At 51.3% G+C, this 25,848-nt stretch carries 17 protein-coding genes; 16 read left to right on the top strand and 1 reads right to left on the bottom strand.

From position 1 onward, the window contains the following. Window positions 1-18 precede the first annotated feature (18 nt). The 8 genes from MHB82_RS27845 to MHB82_RS27810 all read left to right on the top strand — a co-directional run bounded on the left by MHB82_RS27845 (window position 19) and on the right by MHB82_RS27810 (window position 8,934). On the top strand, window positions 19-1,521 hold the full coding sequence (locus tag MHB82_RS27845; protein ID WP_341176357.1) for a cobyrinate a,c-diamide synthase: 1,503 nt from the start codon (window positions 19-21) through the stop codon (window positions 1,519-1,521). A gap of 165 nt (window positions 1,522-1,686) precedes the next feature. Then, the gene (locus tag MHB82_RS27840; RefSeq protein ID WP_341176356.1) at window positions 1,687-2,409 is read left to right on the top strand and encodes an SDR family NAD(P)-dependent oxidoreductase; all 723 of its coding nucleotides are present in this window, start codon (window positions 1,687-1,689) and stop codon (window positions 2,407-2,409) included. Window positions 2,410-2,445: 36 nt separating this feature from the next. Next, the gene (locus MHB82_RS27835; protein ID WP_110758551.1) at window positions 2,446-3,084 is read left to right on the top strand and encodes a ThuA domain-containing protein; all 639 of its coding nucleotides are present in this window, start codon (window positions 2,446-2,448) and stop codon (window positions 3,082-3,084) included. A 72-nt stretch (window positions 3,085-3,156) separates the two neighbouring features. After that, window positions 3,157-3,537 (top strand): phasin family protein, encoded by a 381-nt coding sequence (locus MHB82_RS27830; RefSeq protein WP_095360042.1) that lies wholly within the window; start codon window positions 3,157-3,159, stop codon window positions 3,535-3,537. Beyond that, window positions 3,538-5,208: an ABC1 kinase family protein gene (locus MHB82_RS27825; RefSeq protein ID WP_341176355.1), complete on the top strand. Its 1,671-nt coding sequence runs from the start codon at window positions 3,538-3,540 to the stop codon at window positions 5,206-5,208. A gap of 542 nt (window positions 5,209-5,750) precedes the next feature. Then, window positions 5,751-7,199 carry a SulP family inorganic anion transporter gene (locus MHB82_RS27820; protein WP_341176354.1) on the top strand — a complete coding sequence of 483 codons (1,449 nt, stop codon included), beginning with the start codon at window positions 5,751-5,753 and terminating at the stop codon, window positions 7,197-7,199. Further along, a complete protein-coding gene (locus MHB82_RS27815; RefSeq protein WP_341176353.1) occupies window positions 7,199-7,336 on the top strand; it encodes a hypothetical protein in 138 nt (45 codons plus the stop codon). Before MHB82_RS27820 ends, MHB82_RS27815 begins: the two co-directional genes overlap by 1 nt. Window positions 7,337-7,404: 68 nt before the next feature. Then, entirely contained in the window at window positions 7,405-8,934 is a 1,530-nt protein-coding gene (locus MHB82_RS27810) for a DEAD/DEAH box helicase (protein ID WP_341176352.1), read from the top strand. Window positions 8,935-9,402: 468 nt separating this feature from the next. Here the strand turns inward: MHB82_RS27810 and MHB82_RS27805 are convergent, their stop codons facing one another. Next, a complete protein-coding gene (locus MHB82_RS27805) occupies window positions 9,403-10,335 on the bottom strand; it encodes a hypothetical protein (RefSeq protein ID WP_095360038.1) in 933 nt (310 codons plus the stop codon). Between the two features lie 433 nt (window positions 10,336-10,768). On the opposite strand from MHB82_RS27805, the gene MHB82_RS27800 reads away from it, so the two are divergent. The 8 genes from MHB82_RS27800 (at window position 10,769) to MHB82_RS27765 (ending at window position 25,708) form a co-directional block, all read left to right on the top strand. Further along, complete coding sequence (locus MHB82_RS27800; RefSeq protein ID WP_095360037.1) at window positions 10,769-12,562, top strand: vWA domain-containing protein; 1,794 nt, start codon at window positions 10,769-10,771, stop codon at window positions 12,560-12,562. Between the two features lie 53 nt (window positions 12,563-12,615). Then, the gene (locus MHB82_RS27795) at window positions 12,616-16,005 is read left to right on the top strand and encodes a tubulin-like doman-containing protein (RefSeq protein WP_341176351.1); all 3,390 of its coding nucleotides are present in this window, start codon (window positions 12,616-12,618) and stop codon (window positions 16,003-16,005) included. Between the two features lies 1 nt (window position 16,006). Further along, window positions 16,007-18,451: a transcription initiation factor TFIID gene (locus tag MHB82_RS27790; RefSeq protein ID WP_341176350.1), complete on the top strand. Its 2,445-nt coding sequence runs from the start codon at window positions 16,007-16,009 to the stop codon at window positions 18,449-18,451. 72 nt (window positions 18,452-18,523) lie between these two features. Further along, complete coding sequence (locus tag MHB82_RS27785; RefSeq protein WP_341176349.1) at window positions 18,524-19,807, top strand: vWA domain-containing protein; 1,284 nt, start codon at window positions 18,524-18,526, stop codon at window positions 19,805-19,807. Window positions 19,808-19,828: 21 nt separating this feature from the next. Then, a complete protein-coding gene (locus MHB82_RS27780) occupies window positions 19,829-20,476 on the top strand; it encodes a beta-mannanase (protein ID WP_341176348.1) in 648 nt (215 codons plus the stop codon). A 47-nt stretch (window positions 20,477-20,523) separates the two neighbouring features. Continuing rightward, complete coding sequence (locus tag MHB82_RS27775) at window positions 20,524-21,783, top strand: TRAFAC clade GTPase domain-containing protein (protein WP_110758559.1); 1,260 nt, start codon at window positions 20,524-20,526, stop codon at window positions 21,781-21,783. Beyond that, complete coding sequence (locus MHB82_RS27770) at window positions 21,783-24,971, top strand: GAP1-N2 domain-containing protein (protein ID WP_341176347.1); 3,189 nt, start codon at window positions 21,783-21,785, stop codon at window positions 24,969-24,971. Before MHB82_RS27775 ends, MHB82_RS27770 begins: the two co-directional genes overlap by 1 nt. Window positions 24,972-25,192: 221 nt before the next feature. After that, entirely contained in the window at window positions 25,193-25,708 is a 516-nt protein-coding gene (locus MHB82_RS27765; RefSeq protein WP_341176346.1) for a hypothetical protein, read from the top strand. The last annotated feature ends 140 nt before the right edge of the window (window positions 25,709-25,848 follow it).

Here is a 25,848-nt window from a genome sequence, read left to right as displayed (position 1 = left end):
GAAAGGTGGGAATAGATCATGACCATTTCAAATCAACATGCCAGACCCCGACTGATCATAGCCGGAACGGGGAGCGGTGCAGGAAAAACAACCGTGACCCTGGGCCTGATGAAAGCCCTGGCCCGGAGCGGAATGAGCGTACAGGGCTTCAAATGCGGGCCGGATTATATTGATCCAACCTATCATACGGCTGTAACGGGCAGAGCATCGCGAAATCTGGATGCGTGGATGACCTCCCCGGAGTACGTAAAAGAAGCATTTGCCAAAGCGTCAGCGGGACACGATATTTCTATTATTGAAGGTGTCATGGGATTGTATGATGGCAAAGATCCCTTAAGCAACACAGGGTCTACTGCGGAGATTGCTCTCGTTACACAGACTCCGGTCATTCTGGTCGTGGATGTTCGCAGCATGGCTCGCAGTGCAGCTGCGATCGTGCTTGGTTTTCAGCAGCTGGAGCCTGAGCTTAACATCGCTGGTGTCATCGTCAATCGCTGCGGAAGTGCCGGCCACTACAGTATTGTGAAGAAAGCCATTGAGCAGATGTGCGGCATTCCTGTGGTCGGATGGCTGAAACGGGAGGAGGACATGTCAATTCCCGAGCGTCACTTAGGGCTGGTCCCTGCCATTGAACGGGGAGAGTTGGAGCCTCTGTTCGAGCGGGCTGCGGACGCATTGCTGGAAGGCACCGATCTGGATGCGATTATTGCGATAGCGAAGGCAGCACCTGACATAGAAGAAGAGTTATTCATGAACCATGAGGATGTTTCACGGCAAAACCCAGATCCAATGTCGACCGGTGCCCATTTGAAGTGCAGCGAAGACAGCACATCTGGCGTGTCCGATGAACGCAGAACTTCGTCCAGTCCGGTAATAGCTGTTGCCCGGGATGCGGCGTTTAATTTCTATTACCCGGATAATCTGGAGCTGCTCGAAGCAGCAGGAGCCCGATTGAAGTACTTCAGCCCGCTCGCAGGGGAAGACATACCGTCTGAGGCAGATGGCATTTATCTTGGCGGGGGCTTCCCGGAGGAGTTTGCGGCATTGATCGCAGATAACGTCTCGTTTCTGGAGGGACTGCGTGAGGCCTTTCGCAGTGAGATGCCTTTGTTTGCGGAATGCGGAGGTTATATGGTGCTCGCGGAGACATTAACAAACCGGGAAGGGCTAACGTATAACATGGCAGGGATTATACCTGCCCAAGTACAGATGCAAGCGAAGCGTGCAGCACTTGGATATCGTGAGGCCAGAGCTGTAGAGGATTCCTTTTTGCTGAAAAAAGGAGAGGTGATCCGGGGCCATGAATTTCATTACTCTACCATGACCTACCAAGAGGAAGGCGACATTCCCTATGCTTATGAGACTAAGGGATTACGGGGCATGAAGCAGGAGGGATATGCCAGAGGTAACGTTGTAGCCGGGTATACCCATGTTCATCTCGGTTCTCATCCGGGTGCAGCAGGGAGATGGGTGCAGCATTGTCAGTCATACCGACTGAGAAGAAGTGGTCAGCATATATAAGTGTAGATATATCAAATGAAGTGACAGAAGAAAAGAGAATCCTGCATTCATCACATCATGAGACTTTGGTCGTGAAGTTGAGCATTCCTGTTTACATTTAAAGGTTTTTGCCTGACCATGTGGAATGAATTAAAAGACAGCGTAGCCTGGATAAGGAGGGGAAGCATGGTGAAAACCGTATGTGTGACCGGGGCAGCCCGGGGACTTGGATTGGCACTGACAGCACAAATGCTGAAGAGAGGATATACGGTGTATGCTGCGGGCTTAGACATGGAGGATTCTGAGGGGATTCGTCTGCTCTTGCAAGCTTATCCGAAGCATCTTCGGGTCATTGAGCTGGATATTGCCGATGATCTGTCCGTTGCGCTGTTTACCGAAACGATCAAACTGGATACAGTTCGTCTGGATATGCTTATCAATAATGCGGCTATACTAGGGAATATTACGGATCATGTCCGCGGGCCATTAAACTTTGCCGAAATGGCGGAGGTATTCAACGTGAATACGCTGGGTTCGCTGCGTGTAACTCACGCATTGCTGCCCCTCCTTCTTGCGGGCGCGGGCAAGCTGATTGTGGACATCTCATCGGAGGCGGGCAGTATTGAGCAATGCGACAGACATGGCTGGTTCGCTTACTGCATGTCCAAATCTGCACTAAACATGCAGGCCCGGCTTGTGCATAATGGGATTAAGGATGAAGGTGGACAGGTCATGCTGATTCATCCCGGGTGGGTGCAGAGCTATATGAGCGGTGAATTGAACACAGCCGCAGACCTTACGTCAGAACAATCGGCACAGCATATCGCAGCACTTATTGACCGCCACAAGGATTTTATGGGAGATCAGCCTGCCTATGTAGACTACAAGGGGGATGAGCTTCCCTGGTAATCTTGTTACAGCTTTAACATGAAAGGAGTTTTATTAATGGACCATCGTAAAAAGGCGTTGTTGCTCGGTGATTATACACATCCGGACTGGCATCCACTGCAGGGTGTTGACGCAGAGATCAGCCGTATTTTTCATGATAGCATGACCGTGCAGTGCAGTGAGAATCGCAATATGCTGCTGCAGGAGAACATATCGGGATTTGATGTGTGTATTTCATACATGGACGATTGGAAGGGGAAAGTCTCTCCTCAGCAGACAGCTGGATTGCTGTCGTATGTGAGCAATGGAGGCGGACTGGTTATTCTACATAACGGAATTTCGCTTCAAAATCGTTATGAACTCAAGCAGATGATTGGTGCGAAATTCCTGCATCATCCACCGTATGGACCGCTGGAGTTTACCGTAACGGATCATAAACACCCTGTGACCGAGGGGATTACCGGATTCACCATGGAAGAAGAGCCTTATCTGTTCGAGTTCGGATCATTCGCCGAAACCACGATTCTGCTTGAATACCAGACTGAAGACGGACCTAAGCCTGCGGCTTGGGCACATACCTATGGACTGGGCCGGATTGTATACCTCATGCCAGGACATCATGTGCCTTCTTTTGCACACGAATCCTATCGCCAGCTGATTTTGCAGGCAGGCAAATGGGCAGCACGATACGTGTAACCTGATCGCTTATTTGTTGTGCTGGGTATAAAGGGTATAATATAGAAATCAATGAAGAGGAGGATGACAAGAATGAGCGATTTGTTCAAAAAGGCGATCTCATTAGGGTTGGGTCTTACCGTCGTAAGTAAGGAAAAAATTGAAAAAACCGTAGACGATCTGGTCAAACGCGGGGAACTTGCGCCAGGTGAATCCAAAGCCTTGGTCGAGCGTCTAATGGAACGAGGCGACGAAGAGCAGGGTCAGCTCAAGCGAGTGATTCATGAGCAGGTCAAGCGGGTGCTTCAGGAAGTAGGCGTACCTTCGGAGAGTGATGTGACCAGTCTGGAACAGCGCGTTGCTGTACTGGAGAAAAAGCTCGCCGAACTGGGTCAAACACCACAAATGCAACCAGATGTATCCCCAGCTCCACTTGAAGTTCCTCCTCCGCACAAAGGAAACGAGATCGAGTAGATGGCTGTGCGAATTAAACATGTCGGCAGATACCGGGAAATTGCCATGGCGCTGGTGCGTCATGGCTTCGGTTATATGGTCGAGGAACTGGGGCTGTTCCAGCTGCTGGCCATACCCCGGCGGTGGATGTCACGTGAAGCACACACGACCAAAACGCTGAGTGAACGGATCAGGCTTGTGCTGCAGGAGCTGGGGCCGGCTTTCGTGAAGCTGGGGCAATTGGCAAGCACAAGGGCGGATCTGCTGCCTGAGCCGGTCATCCGTGAACTGGTGAAGCTGCAGGATCAGGTGCCCCCTTTCTCTTCGGAAACGGCTCGGGGGATTTTGGAACAGGAATTGGATACACCGCTGGAAGAGATCTTTTCCCGGTTCGAGGATACCCCTGTGGCTGCAGCCAGCATCGGGCAGGTGCATCTGGGCAAGCTTCGAAGCGGAGAGGCCGTCGCTATTAAGATCCAGCGTCCCGGCATCTCACGGATTATGCAGCGAGATTTGGATATTTTGCGTGAGCTGACGGCGATGGCGGAGAAGCGATGGGACTGGGTGAAGCAGTACCAAATTCCGCAGATGGTAGAAGAGTATGCCCAGGCGCTGATGGCTGAGCTGGATTATACCGTCGAGGGGCGGAATACCGAGAAGATCGCGCAGCAGTACCAGCAGGATAACAAGGTCAAAATCCCGCTAATCTACTGGGATCAGACTTCCTCGCGTGTGTTAACCATGGAATACGTGGAGGGCATCAAACTGAATGACCGTGACGAACTGGTCAGACGTGGGCATGACCTGAATGACATCGCCCAGCGACTGGTGGATTCCTTGTTGAATCAGATCTTTATTCATGGTTTCTTCCATGCCGATCCGCATCCTGGCAATCTAATGGTGTTAAAAGACGGACGACTGGCATTTATTGATTTCGGCATGGTTGGCACTCTGAGCGATGAGATGAAGCAGCATCTGGCTTCGCTCATCATCGGGTTGATGCGCAAGGATACAGACAGCATGATCCGGGCGATTGAGAAACTGGGCATGATGCCTGATGACATGGATCTCCGCGGCCTCCATCATGACCTGGACAAGCTGCGCAGTAAATACTATGATATTCCCTTTTCCAAAATCAGTGTGGGTCAGGCGCTTAACGATCTGTTCGGTGTCGCGCAGAGACACCGGGTCATTATGCCAGCCGACATCGTGCTGCTGGGGAAATCGCTGCTCACGATGGAGGGCGTGATCGAACATCTGGATCCATCGCTCAGCATTGTGGATATGGCGGAACCCTTCGGCCGGAAGCTGATCAAGGACCGGTTCAGTCCGGGCCGAATCAAGAATCGGCTGTTCCGCAGTGCGGCAGACCTGACTGAGAGTGTGATTGGACTGCCGGGGCAGCTCCGGCAGCTATCCTCCATTATCAGTAAAGGCAAGCTGCGGCTTGAGGTCAGCGTACCCGAACTGGACACGCTAATGCGCAGGCTGGACCAGATCAGTAATCGTCTGTCCTTCAGTATCGTGCTGCTCGCCTTTTGTATCATTATGGTCGGACTCATTATTGGTTCCTCAATCAGTCATCAGTCAACGATGCTGTGGGATATTCCGGTCATTGAGATCGGCTTTCTGGTTGCCATTCTGATGGTGGCCTTTCTGCTCTATTCCATTTTTAAATCGGGAAGATTCTAGTTACATTTAGGTAGGAAAGAGCTGTTAATGCTTCTTGGCGAAGGAGCGTTAACAGCTTTTTTTGGTCTGGAAAATAATGCATCAACTCTAAAACAGATAAACAGAGCATGACCGAGATATATTATAAAAATAAGAGCAATTCAAGGATAATCTATCGTTTGCGAAGATATAGCCTGTTCGTATAAAAGGATCACCCTGTCTATAATAATAGGTCAGTACATAACGGACCCGGTCTTTCTGAGAGGGGAAGACCAGCGACATCAAGAGTCGGCTTTTGATGTCTTCTTAGCTCGAACCTGTGAATAATGTAACAGAATCATGTGGAACGCACTGGAACGGATTAAGCAGGATAGCTGCAGACTTCGGACATCCTTTACTCCGGATAAAGAGCTTCTTATATCAACACGTACAGGCCATGATGCGGAGGGAGTGTTCCGCTGTTTTGTGCTGCCCTGTCGGGGTTGGTCAGTGACGTGCCTAGCTGCTGCATTACAGGTAATCAACCCACGAGGTTAACGGTGTAGGAGGAACGGTAAGAACATATGAATACGTTAAAACAACAATGGTTTGGCAACATTCGCGGAGACGTGCTGGCAGGCATTACGGTAGCGCTGGCGCTGATCCCGGAAGCAATTGCCTTTTCCATCATTGCAGGTGTCGATCCGATGGTCGGATTGTACGCATCAATTACGATTGCAATTGTGATCTCGATTGCAGGCGGCAGACCGGGAATGATCTCGGCTGCTACGGGCGCCATGGCGGTGCTGATGGTTGGTCTCGTCAAGGATTACGGCGTGGAATACCTGTTCGCGGCCACGATATTGACGGGAATTATTCAGTTTATTTTGGGGATTTTTAAAGTTGGGAAGTTTATTACGTTTGTGCCGCACTCGGTACTTACCGGATTCGTAAATGCCCTGGCGATATTGATCTTCATGGCTCAGCTGACGCATTTTACAGGTGCGAACTGGATCATGTATACAATGGTCGCAGGTACGCTGGCCATCATTTATATTTTGCCACGGTTTTTCAAAGGCGTTCCGGCCCCTCTCATTGCGATTATCGTCATGACGATTATTACGGTGGTGTTCCATCTGGATGTGAAGCAGGTAGGCGACATGGGGAATTTGACGAGTACCCTCCCGATGTTCCATCTGCCCAATATTGAGTGGTCCTTCAACACGCTGATGATTTTGCTGCCCTATTCATTCACGATGGCGCTGGTAGGTTTACTGGAATCCCTGCTGACCGCTACTATCGTGGATGAGATGACGGAGACCAAGAGCAGTAAAAACCGTGAGGTGCGCGGTCAAGGGATTGCTAACTTCGTTAACGGATTATTCGGCGGCATGGGCGGCTGTGCGATGATCGGACAATCCGTCATTAATGTGAAGTCCGGCGGCCGGGGTAGGCTGTCCACATTTACGGCAGGCGCCTTTCTGGCCATCCTGCTGCTGCTGCTCAGTGGAGTGGTAAAACAGGTGCCGATGGGTGCGCTGGTGGGTGTCATGTTTATGGTGTGTATCGGTACGTTTGACTGGAGTTCCGTCAAAAATATTGCACGTGTTCCACGCGCAGAGGCCTTCGTTATGGTAGTTACGGTTGTGATCGTCGTCATCACCAATGATCTATCCATCGGGGTACTGGTTGGCGTTGTGCTCAGCGCCCTGCATTTTGGGTGGAAACAGGCCAAGATTCGTGTTCATGCCAGCGAGGAGCAGGGTCAAAAGGTGTATCGTGTTAACGGTCCGTTTTTCTTCGGCTCTTCATCCCGCTTCGTGGATGAGTTTCATGCCGAGACGGATCCGGAGGAGATCACGATTGATTTTGGCGGATCACATATCTGGGATAACACGGCAGTTGTTGCCATCGGCAAGGTGAAGTTCAAATATGCGAAACTGGGCAAAACGGTGCATCTCCGAGGCTTGAACGAGGAAAGCTCGCGTTTGCTGGAGAGAAGCGGGTTTGCGGTCTCACAGAGCCATGGCTAATGAAGATAATTGATCTCTGGAAGATGAAATACAATAAAAGGGTGCCGGAACATGTCCGGTGCCCTTTTGTTTTGCTGGACAAACGTGTAAACTACACGGTATGGAGAAAAAGAGCAGGCGGACTGATTGCTTTTTGAAAATCCATTTCATGGGGAAGAATACATCGAAATGGGCTTATCTAAATGAACATACAGAGGTGTAACGATTGGCAAACTTTGAACAACTGGGCATTCGCCCGGAATGGTGCGAAATCCTGAAACATCAGGGGATCGCCGTGCCGACACCGGTACAGGAGCGCTCGATTCCCGTACTGTTGGGCGGACGTGACATTATTGCTGAGGCACAGACAGGTACAGGGAAAACGCTGGCTTTTTTGCTGCCGATTATTCAAAAAATCAACGTATCGGACCGCTCACCACAGGCATTGATTATCGCCCCTACGCGTGAGCTGGCTCTGCAAATTACAGAGGAAGCGAAGAAGCTGACGGCCAATGACGATAAGCTTCATGTGCTTGCTGTGTATGGCGGACAGGACGTGGAGAAACAGCTGCGTAAGCTGCAAAATGGGACTCAGATCGTCATCGGTACACCGGGGCGTCTTCTGGATCACTTGCGCCGTGGCACGCTGAAGCTGGATAATGTGAAGAAACTGGTGCTGGATGAAGCGGACCAAATGCTGCACATGGGCTTCCTGGATGATGTAGAAACCATTCTACGTGAACTGCCGCATAAACGTCAGACGATGCTCTTCTCGGCAACGATGCCGAAAGGTATTCGCAACCTGGCGAAGAATTACATGAAAGATCCCGAGGATGTAAAAGTATCTTCGAAATCGGTTATCCCAATCAATCAGATTCGTCAGCAGGTGCTGGAGTGTACGGATCGTGGCAAGTTCGATGCGCTTCGCGGCATGATTGATACGTATCGCCCGTACCTGGCGATTATTTTCTGCCGGACCAAGCGCCGTGCATCCAAGCTGAATGAAGATCTGCGCGAAGCAGGATACGAAAGTGACGAGCTTCATGGGGATCTATCCCAATCCAAGCGTGAGAATGTCATGAAAGCCTTCCGCGATGCAAAACTGCAAATCCTCGTGGCTACCGATGTGGCGGCACGCGGACTGGATGTTGAAGGTGTAACGCATGTATTCAACTATGACATTCCACATGACGCAGAGAGCTATATCCACCGGATCGGCCGTACGGGTCGTGCCGGAGGAACGGGTCTTGCCGTGACGTTTGCAACGCAGCATGACAGACCGGAGCTTGCACGTATTGAGGAAGGCACCAATCAGAAGCTGACCCGCATTCAGTGGACGAGCGAAGGTCCAGTGGCCTCCACGGGAGCAACCAGACGTTCCATCAACAGTCAGGATAATGATGAACGTTCGGGTGGACGCTCTGCCGGAACAGGCAGTGCCCGTCGCGGCGCAGGCCGCAGCGGCCGGAGTGAAGGCGGCCGTGGAGGCCGTGGTTCCCGCGGCGGTGAAGGTGGACGCAGCAGTGGTCGTAGTGGCGGCCGCAGTGGCGACGAGCGCAGCGCAGGCCGTGGCTCCGCGCGCAGCAGCGACAGCAGTCGCGGTGCAGCAGGCCAAGGTGGCCGCGGCGGGCGCAGTGCAGGTCGCAGCGGTGATGAGCGCAGCAGCGGCTGGGCTGGCCGCAGTGCGGACAAGCGTAATTCAGGCGGGCGCGGGCCAGCCAAGAGTGACCGCCGCGATTCTCGTCGCGGACGGTAAGACCTTGTCGTCCGCGGCAGTGCAGCCGCGCTGGACGAGGAGTTTGACGCCATGCCTAGGATAACGGCATGGCGAGAATACGAGAGCACTCGGGCACTGATGTACCGAGTCCTCAATGAAGGGGCGCAACGTAATCTCGTTGCGGCCTTTTTTGATATGCCTATACACTACCGGATTCTCCTTACATCGTAATAACTTGTATGAATATGGTTGAAGCATCCACTCATGTAAATCATAAATGTTGCAGATGCGGCATATGAGGGTATCCAAGACAAAAAATTTCCAAACATCAAAACACCTCATCCTAGACCTAAGGATGGGGTGTTTTTTTATCGAAGCTTATATGATTACAATCATGCGATTACAAGCCAATCCCGAAAGATATGCAGGGGTACATCCATTTTGGCTCGTCTATATATGGGGAATGAGTTTGCACTAATTTACGTATGCAACCCACATGCGTTAGCTCTAGACATGAACATCTGCAACGTTGTCCCGATATTTCTCGTTATATACTCTCCCAACGGATTCAGCCAAGCCGCCACGTGCCTTGCCAGGATACAGCTCAAGAGTACGATAGAGACGCATGAATCGGTCTTTGGGCATAAAGCGTGCGTAGCGGGTAATAAGACTTGGGAATAACTCGATATATTTGCTTTTACGCACAGCCGCTGCTGCTACAGCAGTCAGAATCTGAATTCCGTTGTGCAGCTGTAAAATATTAACTTCGTACGTGGCGATATATCGGATCGCATCTTCACGAATCAACTCCGGCTTAAGCCGGGCGATTTCACCGATATATTCGGCGAGAAGCCGCTCGAAGCTGCGCAGCAGCAGGGGCTGGAGCTGCAGATCCATATCACTTCGAAGCACGAAGGATTGCAGCAGGGCAACCTGCTGAAGGCGAATCCGGTCATTAAAGACGAGCGATCCAATTTCGCGCAGCATCTCGTAAGCGAGCGCCTCGTCTTCTTTGCGGGCTTCGGCCACGAGCGCCCAGTTACGGTTGATCCCCTGACGAATCTCTTCCCGGTCTTCGTATAACATGCGCTTCATCTGCCGGTTTTGCTGGGCAGGGAATGTACGGTGATGCATGAAGATGAGCCATCCGATCAGCAGCAGGGTCACGGTGGCTGCCATCATGGTCTGATCCGTTGTTTCACCGAAGTAGGTGGCGGCAGATCCGAGTATAACGGCAAGGAACAGATCGCGTGCAATCCGGCGTTTCACTCGTGAGCCGGCACGCTCCTGGACAGAAACGAGGGCGCTGCGACCACAGGAGGTACACTCCTCCTCCCACAAGCAGGTATATTGTCCACAATGCTTGCAGACATGCAGCTTCTCAAAAGCATAGGTCGTTCGGTTAAAAGGTCTGATGGATACCACTTGTTTGGCACTCATGCTTAATCACGCTCACCATTCAGTATAGTGTATAGGGTACGGTCCGAATCCTCCCTGGTCACGGGTTTGCGACCCTGGAAAAAGAGCGAGATTCCTTTTATAAGGACAAAAAGAAACAATATGGCGAGGCATCCGTATGTAACCATAATCGATTCCTTTCTAGGCATAGTTGTTATGCAGAATAGTGTAAATCTGAAACACGGTTTCGTTATATTGCAGTTTGCTGGCAATAAATATATCATATTTCCATAGTTGGAATTAAAATGCCAGTATAAGCGCCGAATAGGTCGATTTTTGTCAGTCATTACAAAACTGTAACTCAAGATAGGGGTGCTTTTCAGAATATATTAGTAGACTGTTAAGATTTCCTTAAGGCTTGACGCCTATAATAAACTATTCCCATTTTAATCTCAAACGTGAAGGAGTACACCCAATGCTGCGGACACGCAAAATACGCTGGCTTAGCGGAACCCTGGTTCTGCTGACATTTCTAACGCTGCTGCTTCCTAAGGCGTTGCTGCCCCAAGCTGCAGCTGCTCAGGCACAGACGAGCGGGATCGACGCCGTACTTGTAGCCGATGTAAGTAATTCGATGAATACAAGTGACCGTGACAAGATCAGTAATGAAGCCATGAAAATGTTTATTGATATGCTGCCGGTCCAGGGGGACAAGGTAGGGATTGTTGCTTATACCGATCAGGTAGAGCGGGAAAAAGCGCTGCTGGAGATTCAGTCCGATGCGGACAAGAGCAGCCTGAAGAACTTTATTGATCAGCTCGGCCGCGGGCCATACACTGATATTTCCGTCGGGGTGGCCGAAGCGGTGAATGTGCTGAATCATGGTGCAGATGCATCGCACTCACCCATGATCGTACTGCTTGCAGACGGCAACAATGATTTTAACAAAACCAAAGGCCGCACCCAGGCACAGTCTGATGCAGATCTGGCGAAGGCCGTTCAAGAAGCCCAAGATCAGGGCATTCCGGTCTATACGATCGGATTGAACGCAGATGGAAAATTGAACAAGGATGCGCTAGCCGATCTGGCCAGTCAGACAGGAGGCAAGTCATTCATCACAGATACGCCGGATGATCTGCCGCAGATTCTGAGTGAGATATTTGCAGATCATGCCAAGCTGAATGTCGTGAAATTGCCTTCCATCACAGGCAACGGCAATTTTCAGGAAGTTACGGTCAACGTGCCGAATGACAGCGTGCTTGAGGCCAACATTTCAATTATGTCTTCCAAGCAGGTAGAGATTGAATTGACCGATCCTTCGGGCAAAGCGGTGGATCTGAACTCGGATGCAGCCAAGCTCTCGACATCCAAAAGTTATTCACTGGTTAAGCTGCTCAAGCCTCAGGAAGGCGACTGGAAACTTCGGGTAAAAGGGGCTCCGAAAGACAGCATTGATATCAACCTGCTGTTCAACTATGATCTGCAGCTCGTCGTGGACCCAATTAAGACCAAGTCCTATACGAAGGGTGACAAGGTAGATCTGACAGCCAAGCTTGAAAATGGAGGTCAGCCGCTTCAGGATAACGATCTGTATGCAGATATGAAGGCGACATTGGTCGTGAACGATCTGGATACGAACAAAAGTAAGGAACAACCGTTGGAGAATACAGGCAGCGGCTTTGCAGGTACCTTTGAAGTGCCGGACAATCATAACTATGAACTGGTGATTCGTGCGGAGGAGGACAGCTTCTACCGTGAAAGTGCGCCTATTACCATCAATGCAGGCGGTACGGCAGGTGCGGGAACACAGCCAACCACCTCAGGTAGTGAGCAGGACAAGCCGTTTCCATGGTTACCTGTGATTTTGGGAGTCGTAGCCTTGCTGGTGATTGGAGTTGGTGCCTGGTTCCTGATGGGCTGGCTGAAACGCAAAAACCGCGGCTTTGTCGGCCAGATCATTGTCGAGATTCGGGATGAGAACACCGGAGACAAGTCCTATCCCCAATACAAAAAACTGGCATCCTTCCGAGGCAGATTCCATCTGCACCAGCTTTTACAGCTGGATCCGGAATTGAAGGAAACCGAGAAATATATATTTACGCCCAGCAATGGGGACCGAATCATCATTCGCAATACCGCAGGCGGTACATTGGAGAAATCTGGACGTGCCGTGGATGCAAGCTCAGGCGTTGAACTGAAGAATGGTGACCGGCTGAGCATCCCGCTGCAACAGGCGGATAAGACGATTTTGATTGAGTATCTGGTCTAAGAAGTTTGGAGTGCCTAAGCAAGGTAGTGCGTTAACCAAAGGGAGGACATGGAATGAAACCAATTGTCAGAGAACATATTCAGCAGCTGGATGTATCGCTAGGCGGAGGAATTGTCAGCGAGAAGATCAGGGTCGATACAATTGATAACCCGATCCTGATTATCGGTCTTGGAGGAACGGGAATTGATGCGCTGCTGCGTCTTAAATATCAGATTAACCGCCGCTTCAAGCTGCCTCAGGACCCGGTATCCAAGAAGAAAATGGACAAGCCGGACAACGTGGAATTTCTCGCGTTTGAAACCAACGAGCAGGACCGTGCGAAGAAGTACAAAGGCATCGGGCTGGACCCGATTAACGAATTCGTCCTGCTGTCCAATGCCGAGATCGGTGGACTGCTCCAGAACCGCAGCGTGCTGGAGCCGTATATTACGGACTGGTTGTCTCCGGAGCTGAGCATCACGGACGGCATGAATGGTGCAGCAGGGGTACGCCAGGCCGGACGGTTGCTGCTGTTCACCAAAATCAATCAGGTCGTGCAGGCGATTGACAAAAAGATCAAAACGTTATCCGTAGGAACCAACAAAAAACTGATGGTATTCCTGCTTACCGGTTTGTCCGGTGGTACAGGCAGTGGCTGCTTCCTCGATATCTCCTATATCGTACGCGGCATCATTGAACGGGATCACGGTTCTGCCGGGATCGACCGCGTCAATACGCTGGGTTACCTGTTTACGCCAGACGTGAATCTATCGAACAAAAGTTTGAGCGAGCACACACGCGAATATATTCGCAAAAACGGCTACGCTGCACTCAAAGAGCTGGATTACTGGATGAACGTCGACAGCCGCGGGGAACGATTCACACAGAAATACGGCAATATCCTGAACGTTAATTCACCGCTGCCGCCGTTTAACCTGTGTCACCTGATATCGGCAACGAATACGGAAGGCAAGCTGCTGGAGAATGCCTATGATTATTGCATGAACGTAACGGCCGAGAACATCACCAACTTCATGGCCAGCGAGGAGAAACAGTCGGGCGAAGAATTCGCGATACACGATTATATCAGCAACATTCGTACCAACATTGCACAGATGAACAAGGCGTATCCGGCCAACTATGATTACAACATTATCGGTGCTTCCTCAGCCGTACTGCCGATTGAAGAGATGACGACGTATCTGGCTTACCGGATGTTCGACAAAATGAGCACCATGTTCTCCAAAGCCCCGAACCAGGAGGATACGGAGAAGTTCGCCCGCAAGCTGGGCATCGATCTCGAAAGTGTCGTGAAGTCCTTCGAGTCCCGCGTGCCAGAGCCGCTGCCGGGTTATCAGAACAGTGAGCGTCTGTCATACGGCAATGTCGTGAAATCACAGGTCGTGAACATGGACACCGAGCTGGAGCAGAACTTCCTGGCCCGTGCCCGCGAAGAATATATCAAGGCGAAGAAACAGCTGCCGGGCGAGATTGCCGGTCAGTTTACCGAACAGATCCGGCGCATGTTTTTGCATCCCGAACAGGGTCCGTTCTACGTCTCCCGTCTGATCTACACCGAAAAAGGCTTCTGTGTACTGAAGATGATTCAGTCGTATATCGAAACGCTGCGGGAGAATGCATTCCGGATTCCGCGCGACATTGAAGCTGCGCAGGAGCAATCGGAGGAGAAACTGGGTGACGCGAAGAGTGCCTTCGTCTCCAAAGAGAAGAAAAAGAATGCTTATATAGAAGCTAAAATTCATGAGTACTGGCTGCACGCCGACGTGGAACGCAACGATCAGATGATCGAGTTCTATGAGGATCTGTATGAACTGCTGAATCAGGAAAACAGCCGCATCTATAACGTATTTACCGAGACGCTGAATGCGCTCAGTTCGATTTTCTCCAAGAATGGAGATATTCTGACTCGCGGGGAAGAACAGTCCGATCACAAAGGCAACAAAACCTACTACTGGAACGTCGTTAGTGTACCGGATATCGTCAATGTGGTGGATGGGCTGCTGGACAAGCGCGACACGGATGACCTGATCCGCGACTTCTCACGTGAGCTGCTGGAGAACTCCAACCAGTGGGTGAAAGAGAACGAAATCGACGTGGTCAGCTCCATTTCGGACTTCCTGACTGAGAAGTTCGGGGACCTCATTACCCGTTCCATGGAAGATTTCCTGGTGATTAAGTACGGGCAGGACGAGTCTGTTGAGAAATTCGTGGAGCGTCACATCGCTGGCAAGCTGGATGATGAGGCCGTTCCGGTGTTCAACCTCAGCAACAGCACAGGCAGTCTGCATTTCCCGTCATGGGGATTCGTCTCTGTGCCGACACAGGCGCCAGGCATTCTAAAAGGGATTCGCAATTATCAGAACAATGCGGTGGGCAAATCCCACTTTACCGTCAAGGAAAGCGAAGTCCGCAACCGGATTTTCTGGCTGAATACGCGCAACGGGGTGCCGCTATTTGTGTATACGCCGCTCAAAGTTTATGAGGAAAGCTATGAACGCACCATTTTGGACAAGGAAGGCATCGGACGCCATCTGGTACAGACAGAGAAAAACAACTGGACCTACCTGCCATCTCCGATTCCCGAAAAGTCCTGGGGTGATGTCTACGAGAATGCCCGGGTGAAGCAGTATAACGCGCGGGTACGTACCGAATTCGAGCAAGCGATTGGATACAACATCATTACGGCCAAAACAATCGATGAGAATACGAGCAATCGGTACGCCGTGGTTACAACGGAACCGTTTGACCTGACCGCGAAGCTGAATGCTTACGACATGCGTCTGACGTCGACGACCCCGAATCTGGGTGAGGTAAAACGGGCAGTGACCGAACTGAAACGACTGCAATCCGAAGGGCTGCCGCGTGTAGGGGTCAAGGATATTTTCGGCAGTATTAATGAAGATATGGCCAAAGAAAACCTGGTACGTTCCCCGCAGCTTATCGCACGGGTACGTGAAGAACTGGCGAAGATGAATGCCATCTCGGCCAAAGTGGCTGAACTGGAAGGCATTCTGGCACAGCATCAGGATGAGGAACAGTGGTATGATCGCTTCATCGAAGCTCTATATACCGATACGATCGTCAAGAAAGGTGCACTTTACGTCTACGACCGCGATCCGGAAGAGGATGCTTGGGAACCGTTCGCGAACCTGATGAAGAGCCGCAACTTTGCCGAGTATGAAGTGTTTGGCAACTTCCGCGGTTTGCCTGAAAAAGATCGCAGTACACTGCTGCGCAAAGCTTCCCGCCGGGATAACGAACTAACGGCTTCAGAGGATATCGCTCCGCTGCTGGCCAAACTGGATGATCTGGCTGCCCTGTTTATGGAATCGCGCGACCGTCTGGAATATGAACGCGTGGAGCTGGCAAACGGCGAAGACATCTATCAGTTCTACAGAACGATGTCGTCGAAGCTGAATGACATCCGCAGAAGGCTGAAGTAACATGGGTGCCGGGATGGAGTTCAAGTTGAACAATACCCTGAAGCGGGATCTGGAGAAGTACGCAGCACAATATGCGGCAGAGCAGGAGCGGCAAGGCAGCCTGGGTGATGGACGAAGCAGTATCCATTACCCGGCCCTGTTTCTGTTTGTTGGTGACCTGGTCGAACCTGCCATGGCTGCAGTGCGCGAGATTAATCAGTTGAAATGGGATAACGGAGAAGGTGTGGTGTATCTCCAGATTGGAACAGAGGGCCGGGAGGAACAAGGGGGAAGGGAGCATCGAGATTCCTCGGAAGACGGTCAGGTGACCCGTCATATCCTGCCTCTATCCACCGAACAGACTGGACGTCCTTCGAAGACCATGCGCAAGGATGTACACCGCAGTTTTCACGATTCGGAGCAGGCACTCTTTGGTCTGAATCGCACGCTGCGCCGGGTGAGCAATCGGATCGCTGAATACGGCCGATTATATTCGTCGTTTGACCGGATCTATGTAACCGTCGTGACAAGGGCAGATGATCCGCTGAATGTGCTTCTTCCGGAATTGACGAAGCTCACCGAGAACATTTTGGCCCAATCATTCAAGTCGGTTCAGACAGACCTGCATGTACTGGTCAGCGAGATGGAGCAGGTGGAGTCCTTCGGATATGCAAGTGCAGCCGGTCTTGCCTTTTTGCGGGAACTGGATCATATGCAAGCACTGGACTATACGTTCAGCGGTAATCTGCTCGTAACGGAAGATGGGATTTCCATTCCCGTTGTGCACCCTTCTTCGCCTTTGTTTGATCTCGTCTATATCCTGTCTGACAAAAATGAGCGAGGAACCGGCGTGGCTGGGGGATGGATAGAGAATGCCGAGATTATCTGCCGCATCTGCCTGCTGAAGAATCGGAAACAGGATCCGGATGCACTCGGTGCGGTTGCAAGTACAGGGGCCAATACCTACAATAATACATCGTTCAAAAACAACATTCGAACAACCTCGGATCAGCATGGCTATGCCAGTGCGGGTTTTGCAGAGATTAGACGGCCCAACCAACCGATTGCGCTCGCGGTACTATATCATCTATATCGCTATCTGTTGGATCTTATGCGACAGGAGCCGGAATGGAGCATGAAAGACAAGCTTGCTTTCTTCGGTCTGGACACTTCATCCGTAGAGCGCAAGGTCGAAGGGCTGCTGCCCGAGCAGGACCTGGTGGGTGGTATGAGCGGCATTATGACGCATAACGTCAGCTTCTCCGATCTCAAGCCGCTATCACTGCGTGAAGCAGAGCGGGCGCTATTCGGTCAGGGTGCAGAGGCGTACTTCCGTGACAATATGGTACGTCCGGCGGAAGAACGTCTCCGTCAGCGCAGCAGTCAGAGTTCCCTACTCCGCCGGGCAGAGCAGTCACGGACAGAGTACCCGGAGATTGGCTATTTCCAATGGGCTTCATGGAGTGACAGCAGTCCTGGAAGCGTACGTGAGGCTTTGCTGGGACTCATTCGCGACAAATCGGTTCAGCTTGAATCGGCACGTGCCCTGCTGGAACAGCGTCAGCAGGAGCAAGTGGAGGATCAGCCAATCAAGCGGGCGTTATTTCGGGACAAGCAGAATGTACGGAATCTGATCGATTGTTTGTTGGAACGAGTGTATGTGCCCAAGACAGAGCTGTTACGGCTGGAAAATGAACTGCAATTGCTTCGCATCTACGATTCGGAGATGGAACAGCTTCATAGCTTCAGCCGCAGCATAACGACAGCACTGGAAGCGCTGGAACGCACGCTGCGTGAAACGGCAGAAGAGCGTATCGCGGCAGCGGATGAATATATCGGACAGAATGTGATGGAGTATTACGGGAAGGTAACGGAAGCATTGATTGCCGATTTGGAGGCCAAGCGGGGCCGGGATGTTTGGTTCGAAGAGCGTTATATGGGAGACATTAACCGGCTTGCTGCCGAAGGCAACGAGCGTCTGCTTCAACGTCTGATGGAGGTATGCCATGCGCTGCTGCTCACAGCAGAACCACTGAGATTACCTTTTGAGGAAGAACTGCTGCAGCGAGCGAATGTAACGATTACCTATGGAGACAAAAACGTATTGACCCGCGATGATCTGTTCCGCAGGCTGTATCGTACGCTGGAAGACCAAGCGGTTGTGAGAATACGGGTATTCGATTATACCCAGGAACATCGGTATGAAGAAAAGTATTTCTTTGGCGATCATCACAGTGCTTTTATGGATTATGCGGCGCATGCCGAGGAAACGTCCCGCATTTATAAGCTGGGAGTTGTGTACGAAGAACGCAGCAGTGGTGTGGAAAAGTTGAACCTGATGGGAGGGTTCCATCTGGAGGATCTGATGGTCTATCGCAACGGCAAGGTGTATTACGAGTCGTATACGGAGAACGGTTATGAGCTTCATCCCTCCGGCCTGGCTGATAAGCTATCACCTATGCGGTAGAACGACATGTCATGATCGACTCCGGTATTAATTCAGCCTAGATGGGCTGGTTTGGAAAGGATGCATGCGAACATGCAGCGAAAAATCAATCTTCTCCTGGTCCTGTTCAGCCTGATTGGCGGAGCCGTGGGGTTTGCGGCAGGAGAAATCATGCTGCATCAGTGGCTTGGGGAGATGCCTCGCCTGCTGCTGATGGGGTTATACTTCGGCGTGCTGGCGCTGAGCGTAGGTCTGTTCTGTCTGCTCGCCGAGATGATCTCGCCGAAGCTTAACGGAGCTTCCTGGAAGCTGAGATATCTTGGCTTGTCGTGGAAACTGCTCGTTCCGGCAACACTGGTGTTCCTGTTTGTCGTTGGGCTGGTCTTTCAATTGTTGTATCAGATCAATCCAGGCGGCGTGAAGCAGGTGAAGGACATTGTACTGATGATCGATAACTCGGGCAGCATGTCGGAAACGGACCCGGATAATGGACGTTTCGAGGCAGCCAAGACGTTAATCAGTCAGATGGAAAGTGACAAGCAGGTCGCAGTCATTACATTTGATGATCAGCCGCAGTTATTGCAGCCTTTTACCGCACTAGATAGTGATGCGGCAAAAGCAGAGGTGAACGATAAGATCGACGGCATTGTCACAACGTCGGGCGGTACAAACTTCGATGCCGTGCTCCGGGAAGCCATGGAGCAGATCCAAAACAAGCAGGATCCAAAACGCGGTACCGTAGCTATTTTACTGTCAGATGGATTCAGTGAAGCCGATACTTCGGATATCTTATCCCAGTACGCGAACGAACAGATTGCCGTGAATACGGTAGGTCTGAGTCTGGTCGACCCATCGGGTACCGACTTGCTGCGCAGTATCGCTCAACAGACAGGTGGCATGTACTATGACGTGCCGGATTCCGGTGGACTCAGCATGGCATTTCAGCAAATTTACGATACGATTGATGAACGGACGCTGGTGACGGAACGTACAGGCATGATGGAACACAGTACCTATCTGGCCATCTTCCGCGTTGCTGCTATGCTGTTGATTGGTGTAGCACTGGGCGTATCGCTTGGGCTGGTGTTCGATAACCGCCATCTGGCCGTCAGCTTCGGCATCGGTGGAGCGGTGTCAGGCCTGCTAGCAGGCCTTTTGCTGGAGTGGGGACTGGACGGTTCTTCTGTTGGAGATGCATTGGTGAGACTGGGTGCCATGTTCATATTATCTGGGGTACTCACCCTGTTTACCTGGATTATTCCGGTCAAGGAGAATACGCCGCGGAAGAGCAAGGGCCGCCGTGAGGCGGGCAGGGGAACTCCGACCGCAGACGGGTTCGGTCAGCGGGGGAGAGACACACGCAGCAAAGGATTTTAAACATCGGGAGGTTGGCGACACATGCGATATGCAGATGCGGACCCTTCGGTACCTCTGATTCGCAGACTTACACTTGCTGTGGATGATGGTTACTGTACCCTGCGCTGGCTCTGGCCCGAAGGCGTAGAAGCCGTGTACGTGGAGCGGTTGGAGCTGGAAATGGTCGAAGGTGGACAGAACAGGGATCAGACTGTGAATGGCAAGCTGAAACTGTATACGAGAGAAGAATACAAGGCGAGTAACGGATATACAGACCGGATGACAGGATTTGGTGCCATCCGGTACACGATACATGTTTGCCGAATGGACGAAGACGGTCCTGTGCTGCTGCGTCAGCAGAATGAAGAGAATACGGTCATCGCCAGTGCAGGGAAAGCGGATATCCGTTTCTCCATTCGTTACAAAAGCAGCTTTTTTCAAAAAAGGAAGACGGTTCTCATGACTGTGACAGCTGAAGTGCCCGTGCCGAAGGAAGCCCTCTGTTATGTACGCAAGCAGGGCGGAGTTCCTCTCAATAAGGAAGATGGCACGGTCTATCCTTTTGTCAGTGATTTTACTCCAGGTAGAAATGAGATGCCGCCCGTGGAAGTGGCCAAGGATGACTATGTGAGGCTGTTTTTCACGGACGGACCGAGATACGGAGCCGTTTACCGCCTAATATCAGAATAGATGAATGTGAGGCAGTTCAGTCTGCCTGAAAAGGGAGGGGAGTGGCTATGAGCTTTTTTAGTCGGTTTTTGAAGAAACAGCAGCCTGTAGAACGTCCGCTGTTTTATGATATTGTCTGTCCATATTGCTTCAGCAAGTTTTCGCCGGAAGAAGTGGTGTTCCGGGCTGCGCATCACCGGGATGATGATGAGGATTATGCACTGGGGGAAGATGCGAAGCTTAATCGGTATCGTGAACGTTTTGGGCTGGACACGGTATTTGATATGGAGGCCGTTCTGGCTCCGCATGATGTGCCTGAGGAACACCGCATTTATTCGGATAACATCGTGATGGGACTGAACGACCGGTATGGTGTGGTTACACGGCGCCGACTGTGCCCGCATTGTCATAATGAGCTGCCGGTGACGGCAGGCAAGGCACCAAGCAATATCATTTCCATTATTGGGGCATCCCAGGTGGGAAAATCGGTGTATATGACATCGTTGATTCATACGCTTCAGCATTATACGGCTGACCATTTTGATGCGGCCTGCATGCCGCTGAATGCCGAAATTAGCCGCAGATTCCGCGCAGATTACGAAGAACCGCTGTTTGAGCGGGGAGATCTGCTGGATTCCACCCAGAAGGAGAAGCTGCAGGAGCCGTTTATTTTCCAATTTGTATTCAAGGATGAAGATAAGGCACCGCTGACACTGGTCTTTTTTGATGTGGCAGGTGAAGGTATGGTCGAGCAGGATTATCTGGGTCTGCATGGTCAGCATATCAAGAACTCAGCGGGCATTTTGTTCATGGTGGATCCGCTCCAGATTCGTTCCATTCGGGACAAAATCCGCATTAACCTCGGCAACGAGCCGGGCGAGTGGACGCCAAGGTATGATGAACCACGCGATGTTGTGCTGACTCTGTTCGGTGATTTTATCGCTTATCAGGATAAAGCCAAGACAAATATTCCTACAGCTGTTGTGCTTACCAAGAGCGACATGCTGCATTCCCTTAAGGATGAAGAGGGGGACTATATCAAATCCAACAGCAATGTATTCCGCAATATGGTACACCGCGATTGGTTCAATCTGACCGAATTCGAGAATATCGACGGGGAGATTCGGCGCTTTATCGAGAAGGTGGACCGTCCGTTCAAAGGCACGATGGATGTGTACTTCAAGGATACGGCCTATTTCGCGGTATCTGCGCTGGGCAGCAATCCGGTGGATATGAAGCTGCAGGGCGTCGTAAGCCCCATCCGAGTGGACGAGCCTTTCCTATGGCTGCTGTACAAGCTGAAGTACATTGAGGGGAGAGTGGAATGATGAGTTCTTCCATGACCCCGCCCATTGAACAACAGATGTACACAAGAGAGCGGCGTGGGGTGTTTCGCACAACGGAGGGGTTCGATACGGTTGCAGCATCACCGGGACTAGACCCTTCCTTTATTAAAAAAGTACTTCATCCTTATTGCGTCTATGACGCTCCAGCGGAATTAACGGGTCGGAGCGAGAAGGACCAGGCGAAATTCCCGCCATCCATACATCTGATTCATCTGGAGAGCGGAGAGACGATCCTTGGTCAGAATGTGTACCAGTCTGCAGATTTTACCGGGCTGCGCAGCGCCTTTTTTGCACACAACTATGTCCTGTCTCCGGAACGCTCCGAGGAACAGATGAAGCAGGGGAACTGGCTGGATGCCGTATTCGCCACGTCATATGACATCGAACAAGGTACGGTATTGCCTTCCCTGATGGAACTGCCGGGTGCACCACTGAATGGCCGAGCTGCCACCGGAGCAGGAGCAGGCCCAAGTGCCCGCTCCGTAGCGCCAGCAGATCTGCTGGCCTCACTGAAAATGAACGAAACTCTCTTCAAGCGCCTGCTCTATGCCGTCATGCAGGCTGTAGCAACCCGGCGGAAGGTATACATTGCACTCGACCTTCCTGCCGAGGAGATCACAGCCGGAGCCAAGGAACTGCTTCGCCTGCTCTATGCCGCACTGCCCTATGCGTTTAGGCGGCAGCTCGGCTTCATGACATTTGCCAAGGAGCCTCAGGCCAAGAAGGGAGTCCATCTTCAGTTTGTAGAGCGGGGTACGCTCCGTCCAAAAGACCGGAATACGGAGAAGGACTTTACCTTCGACTTGGCTACGGGCAGGGTAACCCATGCGGAAGTGTCGGTTGCCCAGCTTCCCTATGCGGAATTTGCCTGGTCGCTTCTGCAGGAGCCAGGTATGGCGGATGCGTTTTATGCTTTTGCAGACGAGATGTTAGCCGGCACAGAACCGGGACGCGAGCTTTCCATCCAGTCCTATGGGGAGTTGTCGATGTTTTATCGTCTCGAACAAGGGATGGAAGACCTCTACCTGAATGATAAGGGAGGGGTTCTGAGTGGGCTGCTTACTTATCTAAAACCTGAAGGCGGAGTACAGCGACGTTCTCGCTTGAACGAACTGTTCCTCACCCTGCTCAGCCGGGAACTGGACAGCGTCAAAAGAGAGAACGTACCTGAAGAGACGGTCGCCTCACGCATCGCGGAATATTTCCGTGTCGCTGCGCCTGTCGTTCAATCCCGCATCGTGGATTATTTCATCTATGCGGTGAACAATGCCAGGTCTCAGAAGCGGATGAGGGCAGTACAGGAACTGTATGATCTGCTCGACCGCGATTCCGGGCTGAATCGTGCATTCTTCGATAAGGTACTGGCCAATGAATCACTGACAAAACTGCTGTTTGAGCCTTATCTGGACAATCAGCTAAAACGTACCGAGACGGCTTCGGATGTGATCGGCGTAATTGAACGCTGGGTAACCACGCATGTATCTGCGGTATACAACAGCTTCCTGCTTGACCGGACCGCGACAGAGCTGCGTGAACGTTTATGTTCGGCGCCGAATCCGGTTCATGCTGCGAGTGAAGCACTTAAGCGAGTTAGCGTGCTGGATCGCCTTTCTTCTGACATGCTCGTGGGTGATGGAATTAAGGCCCGAATTGGGCAGTCTCAGACGGTCACCCGATCCGGACGTTCGAGTGGAGCCGAGGCATCGGGATTATCCGCGTATCAGGAAGAACTGACACGCCTGGCTGACAAGCTGGCCTATGTCATTAACCTGTTTTTGATTCAGGACCTTGATCTGGAACGAGTGAACCGTGAGCAGTTACTGAGCATTGATATTTTGCTGCATGACAGCGAGGTGCGTGATTGGGCGGCGCGTCAGGGACAGGATGTAACGGCTCGTACGAATATGATGCTGGCAGCCAGAGCATGGCTGAGCGGTGAAGACCGTGAAGAAGAGGTGCTTGATTCTCTTAGCCTTGCGGAGCGGAGTGAACTTCAGCGTTGGGTACGAAGATGGCTCGTAGGGGAACTGCGGGATCAACCGGGAACACCTGCATATGAGGCGCTTCCGCTGGCTTTTTACCGGGGAGGAAGCGGCAGCAAACTGGACTATGCAGGGCTGATTGAGTTTGTCCGCAGCAGTGCTGGCAGTAAGGAAGTATTGTATTCATTTTTTGAATGGTCGGGAAGCCAAAGGTTGTTCATACGGAGTTCCCAGGCGAGCAAAGCCTACTCAGATGCCATTGTAGCCTATTTCAAAGAACATGACCGTGAAGCGTTCAAGTCCAAATCGGCATTCAAGCCGTATTACGCGAGAGCGAGTAAAACAATGAAGCCGGTCTATGATCGGGCCAAGAACGAACTTTCATCACCGCTTGTGCGCATGCTGACAGGCAAAAGAAAAAATCTTTTTCTAGGGTCTGTTATTGTGATCCTGATCCTGGGTATCGCCGGAGTAACGTATGCCCTGACGAATAAGACGGACGCGCCAGAAGAGGCAGCGCCATCGACACAGGAACCCGTGGTTCCGGCAGAGCCTGAGGTACAGTTAGCTGAGCAGATTGCCTATGTGATTCCGGGAGCCGAGGTGGATGGCACGACGATCGAAGCGCAGCTCGTAATCCGTTTCATGAATGAAGCGGACAGCAATGCGTTATTGCCTGGTCCGGTTCAATTAACTTTGCAGGATGGCACCACGCTGGAGATGGATGCTGCGTCGGACTGGGAGAGTTTTAACCGCAATGAGGACCCGGATACGACAGGTTCAGCAGGCGGTACATCTTCTACGGAGGAAACCGATGAGGAACCATCTACCGGATCGGTGAATGACAATCAGCAGGGAGAGGAGTCTGTTCAGGGGACAGATTCGACTACGTCAGATGATTCTGCTGCAGATTCAGCGGAGGGCACAGAGGCGAGCGGGAATGCGTCCGGTTCTGCGGACACGAATGAAGATCTTGGAGAAGGAACAGGAACCACATCGTCCGAACCTTCAGGGACAGCAGGTGAGTCAGGAAGTTCCTCTTCAACGGAATTGACGCCTGCTGAGGCAGATCGTCTGTATCCTTATGGTCAGCAAGTGCAGCTGCCTGATGAGGTTATTCCGGAAGATATCGTAAGTGTCCAGAGCGGTACAATGGTTATCCAATTGGTGCCAGAGCCTAAGCTGTAGGACCGTTATGATTTGTTTTTAACCAAAATGAAATCATTGCAGGATGACCTTCGATTATAAATCGGGGTCATCTTTTTTTTGACTTTTCCTGCTCCCAATCCTTTAAGGACGATCTTATTTGATGAGATGATACAAATCATGCAACTTTCCGGTTTCCTGAGGTGTCTGACAAGAGAGGGGCCAATTCCAAAACCAAAACCGAAGGAAAGCAGGGGACCATAATGCGTTCATATTTTATATTGATGATGTGCATTGTACTCTTTGGTTTTTCGAATGATGCAAGCAGGGATGCTCAGCCAGATCACATTCAGTTAGAAGATGGGGGCTCAGTGACCGCAACGAAACAAGTTGGGGAATACCTGCTTCGATTGGTCCTTCAACCGGCAGGTGAGAAGACGTATATGTTTCACTCAGGGATGAAGTATATGGGGAGGGATACGAGCCATACGATTGCTCACTCCAAACAAGTGTTTATGGTGGATATACAGGCAAACGGGGAGTCGATTTTACCTCCAAGAACAACAACGAATATAGGTCTCACAACGGAATTGACGAATGAGGATTGGTACACGGAACCGTATGAAATAACACTGACTCAAGCACAGCTCGAAAAGATGGATGGATCAGAAGCCAACATTGTGCTGCATGCCTATTTTGAGGGCGGACAGTCAGGTTATGAGGACGAGAAGAAGATGATTCTAAGTGCTTCCCAAGCTCTGATGCAGAAAGAAGAGTAGATTCTTTCTTAAGTTCACAAATCAGACACAAAATCTGGATTCATCATTTTTGGACAATCCCCAACAGGGACCAACTGCACGTATACGTTGAGAAAAGCTCTCATATAAATGAGATGAATTCCGATCGGAAAGTCCTCTAA

The sequence above is a fragment of the Paenibacillus sp. FSL K6-2862 genome, assembly GCF_038005125.1.
Classification (GTDB): domain Bacteria; phylum Bacillota; class Bacilli; order Paenibacillales; family Paenibacillaceae; genus Paenibacillus; species Paenibacillus illinoisensis_A.
The sequence above is the reverse complement of the archived record's forward strand: the minus strand, read 5'-3'. Positions and strand labels throughout refer to the sequence as shown.